The organism is Billgrantia aerodenitrificans (genome assembly GCF_021404405.1).
Lineage (GTDB): Bacteria > Pseudomonadota > Gammaproteobacteria > Pseudomonadales > Halomonadaceae > Halomonas > Halomonas aerodenitrificans.
The window spans coordinates 496,952-518,324 of sequence record NZ_JABFTV010000002.1; the positions used below are offsets into that span (position 1 = coordinate 496,952).

Here is a 21,373-nt window from a genome sequence, read left to right on the forward strand (position 1 = left end):
CGTGCCGCGCCCGGTGCGGGGGGAACGTCTATTAAACCGCTGTTCTCGCACGGTCATGTGCCTGGCTACCGCATGCTGCTGTGTGTGGTAGCCGCGTCTGCCTTGATGTTCGTCGATCATCGTTTCACCCGCATGGAAGAGGTGCGCGCTCAGCTCACCACCGTCGTGGCGCCAATTCATTGGCTCGTCGCGCTGCCCAGCGACGTGCTCACCTGGGGCTCGCTGGCGCTCTCCGAGCAGCGCGCGCTGGTGGAGGAGAACCGCCGCCTGCGTGAGCAGATCCTGCATCTGTCCCATCGGGTCCAGCACATGTCGAGCCTGACGGCCGAGAACGTGCGCCTGCGCGAGCTGCTGGGGGCCGCCGCTCGCCTGGAGGCTCCCTATATCACCGCCGAACTGCTCTCTCTCGACTCCGACCCGTTCACGCATCAGATGGTGATCGACCGCGGGCGTCGCAACGGGGTCTACGTGGGGCAGCCGGTATTGGATGCCTCGGGGCTGGTGGGGCAGGTGACGGCGGTGTCGGCCTATTCCAGCCGGGTGCTGATGGTGGCCGATGCCAGCCATGCGCTGCCGATCCAGATCAACCGTAACGGCCTGCGCTTCGTGCTGCAGGGCAGCGGCCAGTACGATGCCCTGAGAGTGATACACGTGCCGGATACGGCCGACATCCGCGAGGGCGACCTGTTGGTGACCTCCGGGCTGGCGGACCGCTTCCCGCCGGGCTATCCCGTGGCCAGGGTCACCGAGGTGGTCCACGACCCGGGGCAGCCCTTTGCCCGGGTGACGGCCGAGCCGGTCGCGCGTCTGCAGCGCTCCCGCCACTTCCTGCTTGTGTTCCCACCCGATCCGGCGCCGGTGCCTGACGACGAAATGTGGGATCTCGAACTGCCCGATGAGCTGGATGACGAAGCCATGCCGGAGGAGTCGAACTGATGGCGAGTGGATCGACCACGGCGCTGCCCTGGATTTGGCTCACCCTGCTGCTGGCGCTGTGCCTTCAGGTGATGCCGCTGGCCGAGGGCTGGCAGATCTGGCGACCGGACTGGCTGGGGCTGATGCTGATCTATTGGTGCATGGCCGCCCCCGCCCGAGTCGGGGTCTTTCACGGCTTCGTGCTCGGCATTCTGCTCGATCTCATCGAAGGCGCCCCGCTGGGCCAGAACGCCCTGACCCTGTCGCTGCTGGCCTTCCTCGCTGCACTGGTCTATCCACGGTTCCGCACCTACTCCCTGGTCCAGCAGGCGCTGCTGATCCTGGTGCTGCTGGGGCTCGTGCAACTGGTCGAGCAGTGGTTGCGTACCTTGTTCGGTCCCTTCTCGATGCACTTGGCCTTCCTGCTTCCGTCGCTCATCGGGGCGGCATTGTGGCCATGGCTGGCCACCATGTTCCAGGCCTTCGAGCGCCGGTTGGCCAGGCATGACTGAGGACCGGACCGGAGGGCACGAGGCAGCAGCCGTGCTGTGCCTGGCATCGGCCTCGCCGCGCCGCCGCGAACTGCTGGCCAGCATCGGCGTCGGCGTCGAGGTGCGGCCGGTGGATATCGATGAGACGCCGCTGCCTGGCGAGCTCGCCGAAGCCTATGTGGCACGCCTGGCCCGAGAGAAGGCATTGGCGGGCGGGCGCCAGTCGCGACTGCCGACGCTGGGTTCGGATACCGCCGTGGTCTGCGACGGGCGAATACTCGGCAAGCCAGCCGACAGGGCCGAGGCAGCGGCCATGCTGCGTCTGCTATCGGGGCGCGCCCACGAGGTGCTCACCGCCGTGGCCGTGACGGGGCCGGCCGGATTGCTCGAGATCTGCGTGGCGACGCGGGTTTTCATGCGCGAGATTGGCGACAGCGAGATGGCGGCCTACTGGGCGACCGGTGAACCTGCCGACAAGGCGGGCGGCTATGCCATTCAGGGCTTGGCGTCGATCTTCGTCGAGCGCATCGAAGGCAGCCACTCCGCGGTGGTGGGGCTGCCCCTTTATGAAACGGCACAGTTGCTGGTACGACAGGACGTGCCGCTTTGGTGTGGTGCTGTCTAGCCGTATCACTATGTCATAATGCGGCTATTGAACTGGACAAGGATTTCCGCATGAGCGGCGAAGTACTGATCAACCTGACGCCGATGGAAACCCGCGTGGCGGTGGTGGAAAACGGCGTGCTGCAGGAGGCGCTGATCGAGCGTACGCGCCGACGTGGCATCGTCGGCAACATCTACAAGGGACGCGTGGTGCGGGTGCTCCCCGGCATGCAGGCGGCCTTCGTCGACATCGGCCTCGACCGTGCGGCCTTCATCCATGCCCATGAAGTGATGCCGCCCGGCACCCCACCGGAGGAGCAGGCCACCATCGGCCAGTTGCTCCACGAGGGGCAGGCGCTGGTCGTTCAGGTCACCAAGGACCCCATCGGCTCCAAGGGTGCACGCCTTACCACCCATCTGTCGGTTCCTTCGCGCTACCTGGTCTATATGCCCGACTCCCCGCACCACGGCGTGTCGCAGCGCATCGAGGACGAGCGTGAACGGGAGCGCCTGCGCGAGCTGCTCGAACTCTGCCAGCAGGAGCAGGAGATCGAGATCACCGGCGGCTTCATCGTGCGAACGGCGGCGGAGAACGTGGGCAAGGAGGAGCTCTTCTCCGACATGCACTTCCTGCTGCGGCTGTGGCGCAAGGTCAGCGAACGCAAGGTGACCGCACCGGCACCCAGCGTGATCTACGACGATCTGCCACTGTTTATCCGCACTCTGCGCGACCTGATGCGCGACGAGATCGAGAAGGTGCGCATCGATTCGCGGGAGAATTACCTCAAGCTGCTGGAGTTTGCCGAGGAGTTCATGCCCGACTCCACGGCACGCATCGAGTACTACCCCGGGGAGCGGCCCATCTTCGACCTCTACAGCGTCGAGGACGAGATCCAGAAGGCGCTGGGCCGCAAGGTACAGCTGAAATCGGGCGGCTACCTGGTGATCGACCCGACCGAGGCGATGACCACCATCGACGTCAATACCGGCGGCTACGTGGGGCATCGCAACCTCGAAGAGACCATCTTCAAGACCAATCTCGAGGCGGCCAACGCCATCGCCCGTCAGCTGCGGCTGCGCAACCTGGGCGGCATCATCATCATCGACTTCATCGACATGGAGGACCCAGAGCATCAGCGCCAGGTGCTGCGGGTACTCGAGAAGGCGCTGGAGCGCGATCACGCCAAGACCAAGTGCACCGGGGTCACCGAACTGGGGCTGGTGCAGTTGACCCGCAAGCGCACCCGGGAGAGCCTCGAGCAGACCCTGTGCGAGTCGTGTCCCACCTGCGGTGGGCGGGGCACCCTGAAGACAGCCGAGACGGTGTGCTACGAAATCTTTCGCGAGATCCTGCGCGAGGAGCGTGCCTACAACGCCGAAACCTACATGGTGCTGGCATCTCAGCCGGTGGTGGATCGGCTGCTCGACGAGGAGTCGGCGGCGGTTGCCGACCTGGAGGCCTTCATAGGCAAGACGATTCGTTTCCAGGTCGAGGCGCACTATTCCCAGGAGCAGTACGACATCGTGCTGATGTGAGCGGCGGATGCATCCCTTACGTCAGGTAGCCCGCTGGAGTCTCACTCTGCTGGCCGTGCTGCTGGCCCTGGTCGCGGTGCTGCTGGTAGTGCTGCGGCTGGCGCTTTCCCAGGTCGACCAACTGGCGCCACGCGTCGAGCGGCTGCTCGAGGCGCGCACGGGAGCGACGGTACAGCTGCGCGAGTTCGACGCTGCCCTGGCCCGACTCGATCCCATGGTGACGGGCGGCGGTCTCACCATGAGCACACAGCCGGGGGAGGCCGGCCTGCCGCTGCTTGAGGTCGATCAGGCGCAGCTACGTCTGAACACGGCCGCCAGCCTGCGTACCGGCGTACCCGTGGTAGAGGATGCACGCCTCAGCGGACTTACCCTTCATCTCTATCAGGACGAGCAGGGCGGCTGGCACTGGCCGGATCCGGCCAGGATCCCTCCTGAGCTCCTCGAAGGCGAGTTCGACCTCGAGCGGCTCGATTTCTGGGTCGGGCTGTTGCTGCGCCAGCGCGCCTGGGTGGAAGACGTGCGGCTGGTGTTGCACGGTCGCGAGCGACGGGTCGACATGTTCGCGCCGCGCTTGCTGCTCACCGGCGACGAGCGACGTGCCCATCTCGAGGGCGAAGTGCATCTCGAGGGGCAGGAGGAGGCCACCCTGCAGGCCGTGCTCGAAGTATTTCCCGGACCCACCGGGTTCCGTGATTTCAGTGCCGCCCTCCAGGCCGACATGAAGCTCGACACGTTGATCGATCTGGTCGAGGTGTTCACCCTCGACGATCCCCTGCGCCTGGAGGACGCCAGCGGCGACGTCACCCTCTGGGGGCGTTGGCATCGTGGCGCGCTGGCCGATGCGAGGCTGGATATCGATGTGCCGCGTTTGGTGCTGCGGCGTGACGACGAACCGATCGTGCTGGAACCGCTCAAGGCCCGCGGCCAGTGGCTGCGCAACGACGAGGGCTGGGAGGCGTGGCTGCAGGGTGACGCTTCAGCCGCCGACTGGGCGGAGCCGCGTGAGCTCGAAGACGAGCAACAGCCGGCGCTGCCGCACTTCTGGCACATACGCCACGATGGTGACGGCTGGTGGCTGACCACCAGTCAGTTCGAGCTGGCGTCGCTTGCCGCCTGGCAGGAGCGCGTGCTGTTGCCCGAGGGGCTGGTGCGCACCATCGACGCCCTGGAGCCTCGCGGGCTGATCTCAGGACTGGGCGTGGGCCGGCGTAACGGGCAGTGGCTGGCGCAGGCAGCGCTGCATCAGGTTGAGGTGGAGCCCTGGGACGATGTGCCGGGCGGTGGGCCTCTCGACGCCTGGGTGGAAGCGCGGGACCTCTCGGGGCGAATCGAGTTCGTCGGTGTCGGCGACCCCACGTTCAAGGTGCCAGAGCTCTATCCGGCGCCGATGGAACTCTCCCATGCCAGTGGCGAGGTGCGCTGGACCTACGAAGGACCACGCACTTTTGTCAGCGGTCGCGATCTCAAGGCCGGCTGGCAGGGAGCCGAAGTGGAGGGCGGCTTCGGCCTGGCAATCGGCGGTGGCGTGCATGGTGGCCTTGGGCTCGACCTGCGCTTCCGCAATGCGGATGCCCTGGAGCGTCCGCTGATGGACTGGCTGCCCGCCGATGTGCTAGGCGAAGAACTCGATGCCTGGCTCGCTGCCGGGGTGGCCGGCCGTGTACCGTCCGGTGAGCTCAAGCTGCATCTGCCGCTCCGGCGTGGCGGCAGCGGTGTCGAACCGCGCTTGCGGCTGGATCTCGAGATAGAGGAGGGCCGGCTGCCCTTCGACCCTCGCTGGCCTGTTATCGAGGGCCTCGAAGGACGGCTCACCGCGGGTATCGGCACTCTCGATGCCGAGGTCTATCACGCTGAGAGCCTGGGAGTCCTGGGCCACAATGGGCGGGTCACCATAGAGGACGACGTGCTGCATGTGATCGGCGACCTCACCTCCGATGCCGACGGCGTGCGCCGCTACCTGCGCGCCATTCCCGTTGATGGCATCGAGCAGGTCGACGATTGGCGCGGGGAGGGGAGCGCCAGCGGCAGGATCGAGCTCAGCACCAGGCTGGGCGAAGAGGAGGGCTTTCAACTCGATCTCGAAACCGACGTCGACATGCAGCGGCTGGTCTACCTGCCGCTGGAAGTGCCCCTCAGCGATGTGAAGGGGCCGCTTGCCTGGCGTCAGCGCGACGACGAGGGTGGGCTCGAGGGTCGCCTGGAAGGGCGCCTGTTCGGCGGGCCGATCAATGCCGATATCGATACGCTGGCAGGCTACGTCGCACTAGACGGTGGCGTCGAAGTGGACCGGGTACTGCAGCGTTTCGATGTCACTGCCCTGGCTGATGGGGTGTCGGGGCGCCTGCCTTGGCGGGCAAGGTTTACGCTTGGCGAAACGCGCAATACCTTCCGCTTCGACAGCAACCTGCAGGGTGTCGCCATCGACCTGCCGGCGCCGCTGGGCAAGCCGGCCGGCGAGAGTCGTACGCTGTGGATCGAAGCCGATCTCGATCAACAGCGGGTTGAGGCCGAAATGGGTGGCGATGCCCGTCTGCGCTGGCGCGGCCTGCCGTGGTCGGATCTGGGCCAGGGGCAGTTCTGGCTTGGGCGACTGCCCGACGCACCCAGTTGGCCCGATCAGGAGGGCTGGTCGGGCACGATATACCAATCCCGTCTCGACCTGGTGGAGTGGGGTACGGCGCTGGCACCGCTGCTCGATGGGGGGGCGCCAGGGGGCGGTGAAGGCCCCGGGCCGCTGCGTCGCCTGCGGGTGGAGACCGCCTGTCTTGTCGGTCCGGAGGATTGCCTGGGCGTGATGACGGCCGATGCACGTCCGCATACCGGCGGCGGTTGGCATGTCGCCCTGCGGGGGGATCTGCTCGAGGGCTCTCTCGATTATCGCCCCGCTCTTGCCGAACCGCTGGATATCGCGCTCGACCGCTTGACGCTGGACGGCCTGCTGCCCGCCGAGACGCAAGAGGCCGGCAATCTTCTCGCGGAGCTGGACGTGCCGCCGGATCCGACGCCTTTGCCTGGCTGGGTCGGCGAGGTGCCCAACGGCCGCCTGCGACTGGCGGAGATTCTCTATCAGGGACGGGTGATCGGCCCGCTCACGGCTCATTGGGAGGGCTCGCCGCAGCGGCTCAGAGTGGCGCCACTGGGGCTCACCTTGGGGCAGATCACGGCGCGGGGAGAAGTGGTCTGGGAGTCCGCCGGTCCGGGCGACAGCCTGACCCGCTCACGACTCGATCTCGATGGGCGCGACCTGGGTACGGCGCTGGAGCGGCTCGGTCAGCCGGTTTCGATTCGCAGCAACGAGACACGCGTACGCAGTCAACTGGCCTGGCCGGGGCCGCCTTGGCAGTTCGCCCTGGCTCGCTCGCGTGGCAGCGTCGAGGCGGAGCTGCGTAATGGACGCTTCGTCAACCTGGAGTCTCCCACGGCGCGAGTGGTGGGCCTACTCAACGTCGACAACCTGGTACGACGGCTGCGCATGGACTTTTCCGACGTGACTGGCCAGGGCACGGCCTTCGATCACGTCATCGGGGCTGCTACCCTGTATGGAGGCGTACTGGAGACGACCGGCCCCATCAGGATCGACGGCCCGGCCACTTCCTTCACGCTGGAGGGTACCGTCGACCTCTCGCGTCGGGAACTGGACCAGCGTCTGGGCGTCACAGTACCCGTCAGCAGCAGTTTGCCGCTTGCGGCGGTGATCGCCGGCGCGCCGGTGGTGGGTGGTGCGCTCTTCATCGCCGACCGACTCTTCGGCAGCGCCATCGACCGAGTCACCCGAATTCACTATCGCGTGCGTGGTCCCTGGACCTCGCCCGACATCACCTTGGAAACCGCAGAATGACGACATCCTCATCCGCTCTGCTCGATACCGCCGCGGAGATCCTGTTGCACCCCGGCGGACTGGACGTCGAGGCGCTCGACGCAGGCCTTGGCCATGTGCTGACGCCGGGCGTCGACTATGCCGACCTCTACTTTCAGCGCAGCTGGCACGAAAGCTGGGTGCTCGAGGATGGTGAAGTCAAGGAAGCGAGCTACAACATCGACGGCGGCGTGGGTGTGCGCGCCATGGCCGGCGAGAAGACCGGCTTCGCCTATTCCAACCAGATTACCGCCGATGCCCTGGCGGAAACTGGCCGCACGGCGTCCGGCATCGTGCGCAGCGGTGCCAGCCTGTCGCTCGCGCCGCGCATCGCGACCGGCGCAGAGCTGCGCTATGCCACGGTCGATCCGCTGTCGGGCCTCTCCGCCGAGGACAAGATCGCGCTGCTCAAGCAGGCCGACCGTGTGGCGCGCGCCGCCGACCCCGCCATTACCCAGGTCAGCGCCTCCCTGACCGGCGTTCACGAAGTCGTGCTGGTACGTGCCAGCGACGGCACCCTGGCGGCGGACGTGCGCCCGCTGGTGCGCTTCAACGTCAGCGTCATCGCCGTCAAGAACGGCCGACGCGAGCGCGGCAGCGCCGGTGGCGGTGGGCGCTACGCCATGTCCCGTCTGCGTGACGATAGCGCCGCCGAACGCTTTGCCAAGGAGGCGGTACGCCAGGCCTTGGTGAATCTGGAGGCGGTGGACGCCCCCGCCGGACAGATGCCGGTGGTGCTCGCACCCGGCTGGCCCGGCATCCTGCTGCACGAAGCGGTAGGCCATGGCCTCGAGGGCGACTTCAACCGCAAGGGCAGCTCGGCATTTGCCGGGCGTTTGGGTCAGCGTGTGGCAGCCCCCGGGGTCACGGTGGTGGACGATGCCACCCTGGCCGACCGCCGCGGTTCCATGAGCGTGGACGACGAAGGCACGCCGGGTCAGTACACCCCGCTGATCGAAGACGGCATCCTCACCGGCTACATGCAGGACAAGCTCAACGCCCGACTGATGGGCATGCAGCCCACCGGAAACGCCCGTCGCGAGTCGTTCGCGCACATGCCGATGCCGCGTATGACCAACACCTACATGCTGGCCGGTCAGGACGACCCGGCGGAGATCATTGCCAGCGTCCGCCGCGGTATCTACGCGGTCAGCTTCGGCGGTGGCCAGGTGGACATCACGTCGGGCAAGTTCGTGTTCTCGGCGAGCGAGGCCTACCTGATCGAGGACGGCAAAATCACCGCGCCGGTCAAGGGGGCGACCCTGATCGGCAACGGGCCGGAGGCGATGGGGCGGGTATCGATGATCGGCCACGATCTGGAACTCGACACCGGCATCGGGGTATGCGGCAAGGAGGGGCAGGGCGTGCCGGTGGGCGTGGGTCAGCCCACCTTGAAGCTTGATGAGCTCACCGTCGGCGGCACCGCTTCATGAAAGAACGTGCCTGCCGCCTGACCAGTCCCGAGCGGCGAGTGGTTTAAAGCCCCGCTGTCTCGCGGATGAGTCGGAACAGCTTGCGCGCATTGGCCGGGGGTTTGCCCCGCTCACGCTCGCTCTTGGCGTTGCGGATCAGCTGGCGCAGGGCCTGACGGTCGACCTCGGGATGCTCCTCGATGAAGGCCTCGACGGCATCGTCGCCGTCCTCGATGAGGCGGTCGCGCCACTTCTCGAGGCGATGGAAGGCCAGGTCGCGATGACGTTGCTCCTGTTCGATCTGGTCGAACACCGCCTGGATCGCCTCGAGGTCTTCGCGCCGCATCAGCTTGCCGACGTACTGCATGTGGCGCCGGCGTCCTTCGTGAGAGCGGATGCGGGAGGTTTCCTCGACGGCGGCAAGCATGTCCTCGGACAGCGGGAAGCGGGCGCGCTCGGTCGGCGTCATGGCGATGATCTGTTCGCCCAAGGCCTGTAGCGCATGCATTTCGCGCTTGAGCTGAGACTTGCTGGGCCGTTCGTCGGAGCTTTCGCCGGAGAGAGTGGGAATGTCCTGGGTCATGCCGCATCCAAGTGATGAGAGGGCCGGCCTCGGGCTGGCCATCGGGTGATGAATAGGGTCGAATGACCGCAGTATATCAGCCCGTCGCGCCGCGGCGGGAACAGACACGAACGGATACCGGCGCTGCCGGTGGATGAGGGAGATGAAAATGAGCAAGGCTTTCGATGCCGCCGCCCAGCAGGCGCTGCTGGAGTCGCGTGCCGAGCAGGCGCTGGCGCTGGCGCGACACCTGGGAGCCGATGCCTGCGAGGTGGGGGCCAGCGTCGACCAGGGTATCGGCATCAGCGTGCGCGAAGGCGAGGTGGAATCCGTCGAACTTTCCCGCGACCAGGGTATCGCCGTTACCGTCTACCTGCGTGGCCACAAGGGCAGCGCTTCCTCCACCGATGCCGGCGAGGCGTCGATCCGCGAGGTCGTGGAGAAGGCCATGGCCATTGCCCTCTACACCGGTGAGGACCCCGCGGCAGGGCTGGCCGACGCCGAGCTGATGGCTACCGAGCTGCCCGATCTGGATGTGCACCACCCCTGGCCGCTCACCACCGAACAGGCCATCGAGCTGGCGCTGGCCTGCGAAGCAGCGGGTCGCGCCGAGGCGGGCATACGCCAATCGGAGGGCGCCTCGCTCTCCAGTGGCGAAGGAGTAAGGGTCTACGCCAACAGTCATGGTTTTCTCGGCAGCCAGCGCGGTAGCCGTCACTCGCTCTCCTGCATGTTGATCGCCGAGGACGCGAACGGCATGCAGCGCGACTACGACTACACCAGTGCGCGCAATCCGCATGAGTTGCGGGACGCCGGGGCCGTGGGCAGGAAGGCGGCAGAGCGCACCCTGCAGCGGCTGGGCGCGCGTCGGCCCGCCACCGGGCGCCTGCCGGTGATGTTCGATGCCACCGTCGCCAGCGGTCTCGTCGGTCATCTGATGAGTGCCATCGCCGGCGGTTCGCTTTATCGTCAGGCGTCGTTCCTGTGCGATCGGTTGGGAGACAGGCTGTTTCCCGACTGGTTCACGCTGGGCGAGCGGCCCATGGAGCGCGGTGCCATGGCCAGCTCCCCGTTCGACAACGACGGCGTGCAGACCCGCGACAACGTTTTCATCGAAGAGGGGCGTCTGGCCAGCTACATGCTGTCGGCCTACAGCGCACGGCGCCTGGGCCTGCAGACCACGGGCAACGCCGGCGGCGCCCGCAATCTGCGGATCGCGGCACCGTTGGCGTCGCGTGAGGAGCTGCTCGCCCGCATGGGACGTGGGGTGCTGGTGACCGAGCTGATGGGGCAGGGGGTCAACGGCGTGACCGGTGATTACTCCCGCGGCGCGGCCGGCTTCTGGGTCGAGAACGGCGAGATCCAGTACCCGGTCGAGGAGTTCACCATCGCCGGCAATCTCGAGGCGATGTTCAAGGGCTTGCAGGCCGTGGGCAGCGACATCGACACCCGCGGCAGCATTCACACCGGTAGCTGGCTGATCGACGAGATGACCGTTGCCGGAGGCTGAGCCGCCTATAGGCCATTCCTAAAGATCCTCATCGAAGCGGGCCTCGAATAGAGCCTCGATGGCTTCGAGTACCGCTTCCGCATCCGTTCCCTCGGCGCTGATATCGAGTTCAGTGCCGCAGGGAGCGCCAAGCATCAGCAGGGCCATGATGTTGGTGGCGTCGGCCTGCTGGGCTCCCCGGCAGACGAACACGCGTGCATCGAAGGGCTGGCAGCACTGAACCAGCTTGGTGGCAGCACGTGCATGGAGGCCGCGTTTGTTGGTCAGGGTCAGCTTGCGGCTGGGCACGCTCAGGTTTCCTTGCGTTCGGATGGCGCTGCGGTCGTCTCCTGCGTGGCAGTGACCGGTATATGAATGCCGAGTTCGCGGTGGCGCAGACGCACGTCGGGCTGCTGCTGGGCGAGGTGTCGGGCGAGACGTTCGGCCAGATACACCGAGCGATGCTGGCCGCCGGTGCAGCCGATGGCCACCGTGAGGTAGCTACGATGGCTGTCGCGATAGGCCGGCAGCCAGCGTTCTACCCAGGCGACGATGTCCTCGTGCATCTGGTGAACCAGCGGATACTGTTCGAGGAACTCCACGATACTCGCTTCGCGACCGGTCGCCGCACGCAAGCGCGGGTCCCAGTACGGATTGGGCAGACAGCGGGCGTCGAACACGATGTCAGCGTCGAGCGGTACGCCACCCTTGAAACCGAACGACTCCACCGTGAGGGTCAGCTGGTCGGCACGATGGCTGGCCACCTGCTCGGTGATGCGCCCACGCAGATCGTTCACCGAAAGCCGCGACGTATCGATGATCAGGTCGGCGAGGTTGCGAATCTCGCTCAGTGTCGTGTCTTCCGTTTCGATGGCTTCGCTCAGGGTCATGTCCCTGTCGCGGGTCAGCGGGTGCCGGCGCCGGGTGGCGGAGTAGCGCTCGATCAGGATTCGCGCATCGGTGGTGAGGTAGACGATCTGACAGTCGACCTGCTTGGCGCGCAGCTCCTCCAGCAGCCTGGGGAACCGTTCCAGCGCGTGAGGAAGATTGCGCGCATCGATGCTTACGGCGATGCACTGCTGTGCCGTGGGTGAGCCGCGCAGCTCGTCGACCAGCGAGCCGAGCAGCATCGCCGGAAGGTTGTCGATGGCGTAGTAGCCGATGTCTTCGAGCGCCTGCAGTGCGATCGACTTGCCGGAGCCTGAACGGCCGCTGATGATCACAAGCTGCATTACGTTTCTCCTGATCAGGGGCTGGCCGAGCGGCAAGGGGGAGCGGTCAGGCCGAAGACTGTCGTCGGATGGCGTCGATCAGACGCTCGTGAAGTTCGCGCTGGCTTTCGCACTTGCGCAGCCGTGAACGGGTCTCGGCATCGTTCATCACGCCGGCTACCTGGCTCAGCAGCGACAGATGCGTATCGTCGGCCTCCTCGGGTACCAGCAGCACGAAGACCAAGTCGACCGGTTCGCCGTCGATGGCGTCGAAATCGATGGGCTCGGCCAGCTTGAGGAAGGCGGCGACTGGGCTGTGGCAGTGCGGGCTTCGCGCATGCGGAATGGCGACGCCGTTGCCGATGCCGGTGCTGCCCAGTCGCTCACGGCCGATCAATCGGCCGAAGACCTCCTGGCTGTCGAGGCTCGGGGTGTTCTGCGCAATGAAGGTGCTGAAAAACTCCAGCACCCTCTTCTTGCTGCCCCCGGGAACGTCGAACAGCGCGCGTTCAGGGGGCAGTATGGTTTCCAGTGTCATGGCAACTCAGCGAATGCCGGCGCCCTGGGCGCGGGCCTGGGCCTTTTCCTTGTGCTTGACCAATTGGCGGTCGAGCTTGTCGGTCAGCGCATCGATGGCGGCGTACATGTCCGGGTCGGAGGCTTCGGCATGCAGGTCGGCACCGGCGGCATGCAGCGTGCAGGCGGCCTGTTGGCGCTCCTTCTCGATGGACAGGGTGACCTGGACGTTGGTGATGTTGTCGTAGTGCCGTTGGACGCGGCTAAGCTTCTCGCTCACGTAGTCACGCAGGGAATTGGTCAGTTCAACATGATGGCCGGTGATGTTGACTTGCATGACAAGCTCCTTCGTCCTTCGAGTGGTGGTTTGATTGTAACCCTTTTTGCCTCCTTGCAAACCCCTCCGAACGACGCTCTTGTCCGCTGTCAACGCTGCGTTTCGACTTCAACGAAAGCGCTTGCGTTCGCTCGAGGAGGGTATCCCCAGCGCTTCACGATACTTGGCCACGGTGCGGCGCGCCACCTGAATGCCGTCGTCGGCCAGCAGCTCCACCAGGCGGCTGTCCGAGAGCGGCTTGCGCGGTGGCTCGTCGGCGATCAGCTTGCGAATGCGGGCGCGAATCGCGGTGCTGGAGTGAGCGTCTCCCTCGCCGTTGCCGCCGACATGGCTGGAGAAGAAATACTTCAGTTCGAATACGCCGCGCGGCGTGTGGATGAACTTCTGCGTCGTCACCCGCGATATGGTCGACTCGTGCATCTCCACGGTCTGGGCGATGTCGGCCAGCACCAGGGGCTTCATCGCCTCCTCGCCCTGCTCCAGGAAGTCGATCTGGCGGGCCATGATCTCGCGCCCCACCCGCAGCAGGGTGTCGTTACGGCTGGCCAGGCTCTTCATCAGCCAGCGAGCTTCCTGAAGGTGGTCCTTGAGAAACTGGTTGTCCTGGCTCTTGTCGGCGCGCCGCACCAGGGCGACGTAGTCGGGCTGGATGCGCAGCCGTGGAAGCGCTTCGGCATTGAGCTCCACGCGCCAGCCGGACTCGTCGTGATAGGCGACCAGGTCGGGGGTGATGTAGTTGCTGCCGACCTCGGCATAGTCGCTGCCGGGGCGGGGGTTCAGGGAGCGTACCAGGGCAATGGCGTCGTCGAGGGCCTCGTCGTCCAGGCTCAGGCGGCGCTTGAGCAGGCGGCGGTCGTCGGCGGCCAAGGCCTCGAGAAACTGGCGCACCAGGCGGCGTGCCTGGGGCAGCAGGGGAGTGTCGTCAGGCAGGGTGGCGAGCTGCAGCATCAGGCACTCGCGTAGATCCCGGGCGAAGACGCCGGTGGGTTCGAACTGCTGCAGGCGCAGCAGCACCTGCTCGACCTCGCGGGTGGGCAACCCCTCGAGGCCCTGGCGCCGCAGGCCGTCGCGGATCTCTTCCAGCGGCTGGGTCAGGTAGCCGGTGCCGTCCACGGCATCGATCAGGCTCTCGGCAATCTGGCGCTGACGCTCGTTCACATCGATCATCGCCAACTGCCACATCAGGTGGCCGGCCAGCGTCTGCCCAGAGGCCTGGCGTTCGAAGTCGGGGCCTTCACCGGTGGCGCCGGCGGTGCCGCTGCCATGATCGGGATAGGTATCCGTCCAGTCGCTGTCGGTGGAGAGCTCACCGGGAATTTCGCTGGCCCAGTCGTCGCTCTGGGGTTCGCTGACGGCCTGTTCGCCGAAGCCGTCGTCGAGCTCCAGCATGGGATTGGACTCGAGAGCTTGCTGGATCTCCTGGCGCAAGTCCAGGGTGGAGAGCTGCAGCAGCGCGATGGCCTGCTGTAGCTGTGGTGTCATGGTCAGCTGAGTGCCGACTCGCAGTTGCAATGATGCTTTCATGGCCATGAGAATAATGGGCTCATTTGCCGGAAAGACTCTACCCTAGACTGGCCGACGATCACTTGCAAGAGCTCGAGGCTGCAATAAGCATGCCATCGGCAATATTCATGCCTGTTAGAAGCTTTTAATTTAAGATCAGATTCTTGCTTGTCGGCGAAGAATGCGTTATGGGCGCGAGAGCGCTATAGCCGGAAGTCCTCGCCGAGATAGACTTCGCGCACGCGCCGGTTGGCCAGGATGGCTTCGGCGTCGCCTTCCGCGATGATCTGGCCGTCGCCGACGATGTAGGCCGAATCGCAGATGTCCAGCGTCTCACGCACGTTATGATCGGTGATCAGCACGCCGATGTCGCGGGCCTTGAGCTGACGGATGATGCCCTTGATCTCGCCCACCGAGATCGGGTCGACCCCGGCAAAGGGCTCGTCCAGCAGAATGAAGGCCGGCTCGGTGGCCAGCGCCCGGGCGATCTCCACTCGCCGCCGCTCACCCCCGGACAGGCTCATGCCCAGGTTGTCGCGGATGTGCGTGACGTGAAAGTCCTCCAGCAGCTGCTCCAGGCGCTGCTGACGCCCCTGACGATCCAGGTCCTTGCGTGTTTCCAGGATTGCCATGATGTTGTCGGCCACCGAGAGCTTGCGGAAGATCGAAGCTTCCTGAGGCAGATAGCCGATGCCCGCCTTGGCGCGCTCGTGCATGGCGCTCTTGGAGAGGTCGAGATCGTCGATGCAGACGTTGCCGGCATCGGCCTTGACCAGCCCCACGATCATGTAGAACGAGGTGGTCTTGCCGGCTCCGTTGGGGCCGAGTAGCCCCACCACGCAGCCCTGTTCGATGGAGAGACTGATGTCGTGCACCACGCGCCGGCGCTTGTAGCTTTTCGCCAGGTGACGGGCGTGCAGGGTCTTCATCGCCATCTCAGCGCTCCGGCTGCAGGGTCATGCGAATGCGTTGGCGTCCTTCGACGCCTTCGCTCTCGGCGCGGGCCTGAACCACGCGACGGTCGAGGAAGTACTCGAGATAGCCGCCATCGAAGGTGTCCCCACCCTGGTGCAGCTCGGCGCGGTCGATCAGTTCGACGCGGCGTTCGGCCGCGTGATAGATGACGGTACGTCCCCAGCCGCGGACCACGGGCTGATCGGGGTCGGGCTGCTGTTCGAGGTAGGCACGCTCGCCGCGGGCCGTGGCGCGTGACAACTCTCCGGCCGCGTTGCGCCGGAGCTCGACGCGGTCGCCGGTGATGCGCATGGTGCCCTGGCGAATGTCCACGTCGCCGGTGTAGACCGCCGTGCCGGCGACATCGTCGAGATCGAGCCGGTCGGCCTCGATATGGATGGGCTGGTCGGCGTCGCGCTGCTGGGCCATGCTCGCGGCAGGGCTCCATGCCAGGCCGATCAATGCCAGGGTGAGCAGCATGCGTGGCGTTGGAAGCTTGCGTCGCTTCATGGCGTGAGTTCCTCCAGGGTGACGGGGTCGGCCTGTCCCGGCTGAGCGCCTTCCGGGGGATGATAGCCGCGCACATTGTCGGTCAATCGTGCCCGGTTGTCATGGATCCAGACGTCGAAGCGTTCGCCGCGCATGTGCTGCGGCGGTTGCTGCAGCAGCGCCGGCGTATCGCTCCAGGCGTGTCCGACATTGGCGTCGTAGTGCAGCACCTCGGTATCGAGTTGCCAGCGCTCCTCGGGGGCGAAGAGCCGTGCGTCGCCGGTCAAGGTCAGCGGGTTGCCGCCCGGGCCGAGCCGCCCCTCCTGGCTGTTCGCCACCCACTGTCGTCCTTCGCGGTCGATCAGGTGCGCCAGCGGCGTGACGGCACGTGTCACGTCGTCGTGAGGGGTGTGTACCAGGCGCGGGCTCTCCAGCCGCTGATGAGCGCGGCCTTCGAAATCGAAGCGTGTCAGGCGGGCCTGCTCCAGGAAGTAGTCGGGCTCGCCGGCTTCGTCGGTGGGTACCGGGCCGGGGGGTGGGGGCCGCCATGGGTCCAGCCAGGTGATCAGGCCGCCCAGAGCCAGCAGCAGCAGAAACAGCCAGATACGGAACGAGGGGCGCGGCAGACGACGCAGCATCGGCGGGCGACCTCAGCGCTTGCCGTGCATGTAGGTGTCGATCAGGGCGTCGCGATGTCCCTGCGCCTCGAGCAGCAGGTCACAGATCTCGCGCACTGCGCCATGGCCACCGCTGCGCTCGGTCACGTGATCGGCCAGGGCGCGGATGTAGGGCGGGGCGCCGGGCACGGTGATGCCGACACCTGCGCGCTGGATGGGCGCCAGGTCGGGCAGGTCATCGCCGCAGAAGGCGACCTGCTCGAGCTCGATGCCTTTGCGATTGCAGAGTTCGCGGAGAGTGGTGAGCTTGTCTTCGCAGCCCTGAAAGACATGATCGACGCCCAGTGCGGCGGCGCGATGGCTGACCATGGGTGACTCCCTGCCAGTGATGAAGGCGACCTGTAGCCCGGCGCGGCGCAGCAGCTTGATGCCCAGGCCGTCCTGGGTGTGGAACGCCTTGATCTCCACGCCGTCGGCCTGGAAATAAAGCCGACCGTCGGTGAGCACGCCATCCACGTCCAGGGCGAGCAGGCGGATCTTGCGCAAGCGGTCGAGCAGACGCGGGTCGAGGGTCGAGGTGGCGAGCGCCATGGGCTCTCCTTGTCAGAGTGAATTCAGATCACGCCGCTTCGCAGCAGGTCGTGCATGTGCAGGGCACCGATCGGGTGACCATCGTCATCGACCACGGCCAGTGCCGTGATCAGGTTGTCTTCCATCATGCGCACCGCTTCGGCCGCCAGTAGGTCGGCGCTGATGCGCTTGCCGGGACGGGTCATGACGTCGTCCACCGTCAGCCGGCTGAGATCCTGGTGCTGATCGAGGGTGCGGCGCAGATCGCCGTCGGTATAGACACCGATCAGACGATTCTGCTCGTCGACGACGCAGGTGAAGCCGAGTCCCTGGCGGGTGATCTCGAGCAGGGCGTCGCGCAGCGGGCTGCCCAGCGGCACGCGGGGCAGCCGGTCGCCCTGATGCATCAGATCGCCAACCCGCAGCAGCAGGCGCTTGCCCAGGCTGCCGCCGGGGTGGGAGAGGGCGAAGTCCTCGGCGGTGAAACCGCGTGCCTCGAGCAGCGCCACCGCCAGCGCATCGCCCAGTGCCAGGGCGGCGGTGGTGGAGGCGGTCGGTGCCAGGTCGAGCGGGCATGCCTCGCGTTCGACCCCGGCGTCGAGGTGGGCATCGGCGTGGCGTGCGAGTGTCGAGTCGGGGCGTCCGGTCATGCTCACCAGCGGTGTGCCGATGCGCTTGAGCAGTGGTAGCAGGGCGGTGACTTCCGCCGTCTCACCGGAATTCGACAGGGCCAGCACCACGTCGCCCGGGGTGATCATGCCCAGGTCGCCATGGCTGGCTTCGCCGGGGTGTACGAAGAAGGCGGGGGTTCCGGTGCTGGCCAGGGTGGCGGCAATCTTGCCGGCAATGTGACCGGATTTGCCCATGCCGGTTACCACGACGCGGCCCTGGCAGGCGAGCATCAGCTCGCAGGCGCGGTCGAAGTGGCTGTCGAGCCGTCCGGCCAGCGCGGCAATGGCCTGCTCCTCGATCTGCAGGGTGCGACGGGCGCTAGCCCGCATGGGCGAGTCCCCTTCCGCTGGGACGTTCTCGATTGTCGGCGTTGAGGTGTCGTTGGTCATGCGCTGATTGTTGTCCTTTGCGGGGAATCGCTCAAGTGGCACCGCTGGTTGCCGCGGCCAGCCAGGTCAGATAGACCAGATAGATGCCCAGGAAGAGCATGCCGGGCAGCCGCCCGAGCCGGCCGTGGCGGAACCACAGCAGGAGCATGCCCATGCCGAGGGTCAGCAGCAGCATGATCGGAAAGTCTCGGTTGGCGGCGGCGGGGTCGATCGGGCCAGGCGCCAACAGGCCGGGAATCGGCAGCACGGCCAACAGGTTGAACAGGTTGGAGCCGATCACGTTGCCGATGGCCAGGTCGTGATGTCGCTTGATGGCACTGGCAATGCAGGCCGCGAGTTCAGGCAGGCTGGTGCCTATTGCCACCACGGTGAGGCCGATGATCAGTTCGCTGATACCCAGGCCGCGGGCCAGCTCGCTGGCACCCCACACCAGGGTGCGCGAGCCGAGTGCCAGCAGGATGAGAGTGAAAGCCAGCCACAGCAAGGCGCGCCTGAGGGTCATTTCGGGGATGTCGTCGTCCGCCGGAGCATCGGGGGTATCGGCACGCAGCAGCCACCACAGGCTGAAGATCAGCAGCAGGCCCAGGAACAGCGCATCGAAGCGCCCCAGGATACCGTTGGCCAGGGCATAGCCGGCCAGGCCGGTGGCGCCCAGCAGCAGGGGCAATTCACGCCGCACCATGGAAAAGCGTATCGGGATCGGGCGAACCAGGGCAGTGATGCCCAGCACCAGGCCGATATTGGCGATGTTGGAGCCCAGGGCGTTGCCCGTGGCCAGGTCGGGCAGGCCATCCAGGGCGGCAAACACCGCCACCACCATCTCGGGGGCCGAGGTGCCCAACGCCACCACGGTCATGCCGATCAGCATGGCGCTCAGCCCGGTACGGCTTGCCGTGGCGGCAGCGGCATTGACGAAGCGGTCGGCGCTCCATACGAGCACGGCAAGGCCCAGGGCGATCGCGATGGCAGGCAGCAGCATGATGAAGGGTCGCAGCTAGGATACGAGGTGGCACATTAGACGTCTTCGGTGGCTCGGGTGCAAGCGACAGGACGTGCAGGCTGGCGCCGGGCGGCATGATTAGGATACGATGTTCGATAATTCTTTCTTGGATCTTGCAGCATGATCGAATCCCCCCTCGTGGAGGTGAAGGGCCTGCACTTTTCCCGCGGTGAAAAGACCATCTTCAGCGGCGTCGAACTGCAGATTCCTCGCGGCAGGATCACCGCCATCATGGGGCCCAGCGGCACCGGCAAGACCACGCTGCTCAAGCTGATCGGCGGCCAGCTCACGCCCGATGTCGGTCGCGTCCTGATCGACGGACAGGACGTGCATGGGCTGTCGCGCAAGGCGCTGTTCACCCTGCGCCGTCGCATGGGCATGCTGTTTCAGAGCGGTGCGCTGTTCTCCGATCTCAGCGTTTTCGAGAACGTGGCGTTTCCGCTGCGCGTGCACACCGAGCTGCCCGAAGCGATGATCCGCGACCTGGTGCTGATGAAGCTGCAGGCCGTCGGGCTGCGTGGGGCGCGTGAGCTGATGCCCTCCGAGCTGTCGGGCGGCATGGCCCGCCGTGTCGCCCTGGCCCGCGCCATTGCGCTGGACCCCGACCTAGTGCTTTACGACGAGCCCTTCGTCGGGCAGGACCCGATCTCCAAGGGCGTGCTGGTGCAGCTGATCAAGACCCTCAACGACGCGCTGGGGCTGACCTCCGTGGTGGTGTCCCACGACATTCCCGAGGCACTTTCCATCGCCGACTATGTCTATGTCATCGCCGACGGTCAGGTGATGGCGCAGGGTACTCCCGCCAGCCTGGATGTGGACGAGGACCGGCGGGTCAGTCAGTTCGTGCACGGCGAGCCGGACGGCCCCGTGCCCTTCCACTATCCGGCCCCCGAGTACTTCCGCGATATCCTCGATCTGGAGGGGCGCCCGTGATCGCACACATCTTGAATCTGGGGCGTCGCGGCTGCGACGTGCTCGAAGCGCTGGGTCGCTCAGGGCTGTTCCTGGCCCAGTCGGCGGTCGGCGTCCCTTCCCGCGAGGGTTGGTATCTCTGGTTGCGCCAGATGCACTTCGTCGGCGTGCTGTCGATCGCCATCGTGCTGGTTTCCGGTCTGTTCATCGGCATGGTGCTGGCGCTGCAGGGCTATACCATCCTGGTCGACTTCGGCGCCGAGCAGGCACTGGGCCAGATGGTGGCGCTGTCGCTGCTGCGCGAGCTGTCACCGGTGGTGGCGGCCCTGCTATTCGCCGGTCGTGCCGGCTCGGCGCTGACCGCCGAGATCGGCCTGATGAAAGCCACCGAGCAGCTCACCAGCATGGAGATGATCGGCGTCGATCCGCTGCGCCGGGTGGTGGCGCCCCGGCTGTGGGCCGGCTTCGTGGCCCTGCCGCTGCTGACCATCGGTTTCAGCGTGATCGGCATCTACGGCGGCTATCTGGTCGGGGTCGAGTGGCTGGGCGTGTTCGAGGGCTCCTACTGGGGCGGCATGCAGTCCAGCGTCGCCTTCATCGGCGATGTCGGCAACGGCATGATCAAAAGCATGGTGTTCGCCCTGGTGGTGACCTGGATCGCGGTGTTCCAAGGCTACGACCTGGTGCCGACCGCAGAAGGCATATCCCGCGCCACCACGCGCACGGTGGTCTACTCGTCCCTGGCCGTATTGGGCCTCGATTTCGTTCTTACGGCGGTGATGTTCGGAGGATTTTCCTGATGGTTGAGCGGCGTCTATCGCGCGATGGAGAGGCAGGATGAAGCGCAGTAAGACAATGGAGCTGGGGGTTGGCCTGTTCATGCTGGCCGGTATCCTGGGGTTGCTGTTCCTGGGGCTGAGGGTCAGCGGGCTGACCTTCAACATGCCGGGCGACACCTTCCGGCTGGAGGCCAACTTTGCCAACATCGGCAGCCTCAAGCCACGTGCACGAGTCACCATGTCGGGGGTGACGGTAGGGCGGGTCACTGCCATCGAACTCGACCGCGACTGGTACGATGCCCGGGTCATTCTCGAGCTCGACGCCGAGCTGGAAGGGAGGCTGGCGCGGGATACCACGGCAGCCATCCTGACGGCGGGCCTGCTGGGCGAGCAGTACATCGGACTCACCGTCGGCGGTGACCCGGAGATGCTCGTCGATGGCGACACCATCCGCGATACGCAATCGGCTCTGGTACTGGAGGAACTGATTCAGCAGTTTGTGTCCAATATGGTCAGCGATTGAGGAATTACTTCTCAAATGCCTGTGCGAGCGAATCGCT

The 21,373-nt window shown here is 66.1% G+C and carries 22 protein-coding genes; 10 read left to right on the plus strand and 12 right to left on the minus strand.

Annotation, left to right across the window (positions count from 1 at the left end; translation table 11 throughout):
* The first annotated feature begins 57 nt into the window (after nt 1–57).
* Genes mreC through tldD form a run of 6 tightly spaced genes read left to right on the plus strand, consistent with a single transcriptional unit; the run spans nt 58 to nt 8,834 of the window.
* Nucleotides 58–936, plus strand: coding sequence for a rod shape-determining protein MreC (gene mreC / locus HOP59_RS05525; protein WP_035591499.1), 879 nt, complete (start codon nt 58–60; stop codon nt 934–936).
* Nucleotides 936–1,427: a rod shape-determining protein MreD gene (gene mreD, locus HOP59_RS05530; protein WP_010629193.1), complete on the plus strand. Its 492-nt coding sequence runs from the start codon at nt 936–938 to the stop codon at nt 1,425–1,427. Before mreC ends, mreD begins: the two co-directional genes overlap by 1 nt.
* Nucleotides 1,420–2,031, plus strand: coding sequence for a Maf family protein (locus tag HOP59_RS05535; protein WP_051004665.1), 612 nt, complete (start codon nt 1,420–1,422; stop codon nt 2,029–2,031). Before mreD ends, HOP59_RS05535 begins: the two co-directional genes overlap by 8 nt.
* 50 nt (nt 2,032–2,081) lie before the next feature.
* On the plus strand, nt 2,082–3,545 hold the full coding sequence (gene rng, locus HOP59_RS05540) for a ribonuclease G (protein ID WP_010629191.1): 1,464 nt from the start codon (nt 2,082–2,084) through the stop codon (nt 3,543–3,545).
* A 7-nt stretch (nt 3,546–3,552) separates the two neighbouring features.
* Nucleotides 3,553–7,383 (plus strand): YhdP family phospholipid transporter, encoded by a 3,831-nt coding sequence (locus HOP59_RS05545; protein ID WP_234253120.1) that lies wholly within the window; start codon nt 3,553–3,555, stop codon nt 7,381–7,383.
* Entirely contained in the window at nt 7,380–8,834 is a 1,455-nt protein-coding gene (gene tldD, locus HOP59_RS05550; protein WP_234253121.1) for a metalloprotease TldD, read from the plus strand. Before HOP59_RS05545 ends, tldD begins: the two co-directional genes overlap by 4 nt.
* 43 nt (nt 8,835–8,877) lie before the next feature.
* Here the strand turns inward: tldD and yjgA are convergent, their stop codons facing one another.
* Complete coding sequence (gene yjgA / locus HOP59_RS05555) at nt 8,878–9,396, minus strand: ribosome biogenesis factor YjgA (RefSeq protein ID WP_234253122.1); 519 nt, start codon at nt 9,394–9,396, stop codon at nt 8,878–8,880.
* 148 nt (nt 9,397–9,544) lie between these two features.
* On the opposite strand from yjgA, the gene pmbA reads away from it, so the two are divergent.
* Nucleotides 9,545–10,885, plus strand: coding sequence for a metalloprotease PmbA (pmbA, locus tag HOP59_RS05560; RefSeq protein WP_234253123.1), 1,341 nt, complete (start codon nt 9,545–9,547; stop codon nt 10,883–10,885).
* 18 nt (nt 10,886–10,903) lie between these two features.
* Here the strand turns inward: pmbA and HOP59_RS05565 are convergent, their stop codons facing one another.
* From HOP59_RS05565 to HOP59_RS05615, 11 genes are all read right to left on the minus strand, one after another.
* Nucleotides 10,904–11,173: an HPr family phosphocarrier protein gene (locus HOP59_RS05565; RefSeq protein ID WP_010629186.1), complete on the minus strand. Its 270-nt coding sequence runs from the start codon at nt 11,171–11,173 to the stop codon at nt 10,904–10,906.
* 2 nt (nt 11,174–11,175) lie between these two features.
* Entirely contained in the window at nt 11,176–12,096 is a 921-nt protein-coding gene (gene rapZ, locus HOP59_RS05570; protein ID WP_234253124.1) for an RNase adapter RapZ, read from the minus strand.
* 46 nt (nt 12,097–12,142) lie between these two features.
* Nucleotides 12,143–12,613 carry a PTS IIA-like nitrogen regulatory protein PtsN gene (gene ptsN / locus HOP59_RS05575; protein ID WP_010629184.1) on the minus strand — a complete coding sequence of 157 codons (471 nt, stop codon included), beginning with the start codon at nt 12,611–12,613 and terminating at the stop codon, nt 12,143–12,145.
* 6 nt (nt 12,614–12,619) lie between these two features.
* Nucleotides 12,620–12,928 (minus strand): ribosome hibernation-promoting factor, HPF/YfiA family, encoded by a 309-nt coding sequence (gene hpf / locus HOP59_RS05580; protein WP_010629183.1) that lies wholly within the window; start codon nt 12,926–12,928, stop codon nt 12,620–12,622.
* Between the two features lie 108 nt (nt 12,929–13,036).
* Complete coding sequence (locus HOP59_RS05585; RefSeq protein ID WP_234253125.1) at nt 13,037–14,458, minus strand: RNA polymerase factor sigma-54; 1,422 nt, start codon at nt 14,456–14,458, stop codon at nt 13,037–13,039.
* Nucleotides 14,459–14,634: 176 nt separating this feature from the next.
* A complete protein-coding gene (lptB, locus tag HOP59_RS05590; protein WP_010629181.1) occupies nt 14,635–15,360 on the minus strand; it encodes an LPS export ABC transporter ATP-binding protein in 726 nt (241 codons plus the stop codon).
* A 7-nt stretch (nt 15,361–15,367) separates the two neighbouring features.
* A complete protein-coding gene (gene lptA, locus HOP59_RS05595) occupies nt 15,368–15,895 on the minus strand; it encodes a lipopolysaccharide transport periplasmic protein LptA (protein ID WP_010629180.1) in 528 nt (175 codons plus the stop codon).
* Nucleotides 15,892–16,512 (minus strand): LPS export ABC transporter periplasmic protein LptC, encoded by a 621-nt coding sequence (gene lptC, locus HOP59_RS05600; protein WP_234253126.1) that lies wholly within the window; start codon nt 16,510–16,512, stop codon nt 15,892–15,894. Before lptC ends, lptA begins: the two co-directional genes overlap by 4 nt.
* Nucleotides 16,513–16,524: 12 nt before the next feature.
* On the minus strand, nt 16,525–17,082 hold the full coding sequence (locus HOP59_RS05605; protein ID WP_010629178.1) for a KdsC family phosphatase: 558 nt from the start codon (nt 17,080–17,082) through the stop codon (nt 16,525–16,527).
* A gap of 23 nt (nt 17,083–17,105) precedes the next feature.
* Nucleotides 17,106–18,062, minus strand: coding sequence for a KpsF/GutQ family sugar-phosphate isomerase (locus tag HOP59_RS05610; protein WP_010629177.1), 957 nt, complete (start codon nt 18,060–18,062; stop codon nt 17,106–17,108).
* Nucleotides 18,063–18,153: 91 nt separating this feature from the next.
* On the minus strand, nt 18,154–19,101 hold the full coding sequence (locus tag HOP59_RS05615; protein ID WP_010629176.1) for a calcium/sodium antiporter: 948 nt from the start codon (nt 19,099–19,101) through the stop codon (nt 18,154–18,156).
* Between the two features lie 141 nt (nt 19,102–19,242).
* Between HOP59_RS05615 and HOP59_RS05620 the strand changes: the two genes are divergently transcribed.
* Genes HOP59_RS05620 through mlaD form a run of 3 tightly spaced genes read left to right on the plus strand, consistent with a single transcriptional unit; the run spans nt 19,243 to nt 21,336 of the window.
* Nucleotides 19,243–20,055, plus strand: a complete 813-nt coding sequence (locus HOP59_RS05620; RefSeq protein WP_010629175.1) for an ABC transporter ATP-binding protein — start codon at nt 19,243–19,245, stop codon at nt 20,053–20,055.
* Nucleotides 20,052–20,834: a lipid asymmetry maintenance ABC transporter permease subunit MlaE gene (gene mlaE, locus HOP59_RS05625; protein ID WP_010629174.1), complete on the plus strand. Its 783-nt coding sequence runs from the start codon at nt 20,052–20,054 to the stop codon at nt 20,832–20,834. Before HOP59_RS05620 ends, mlaE begins: the two co-directional genes overlap by 4 nt.
* A 37-nt stretch (nt 20,835–20,871) precedes the next feature.
* On the plus strand, nt 20,872–21,336 hold the full coding sequence (gene mlaD / locus HOP59_RS05630) for an outer membrane lipid asymmetry maintenance protein MlaD (protein WP_010629173.1): 465 nt from the start codon (nt 20,872–20,874) through the stop codon (nt 21,334–21,336).
* Nucleotides 21,337–21,373: the final 37 nt, after the last annotated feature.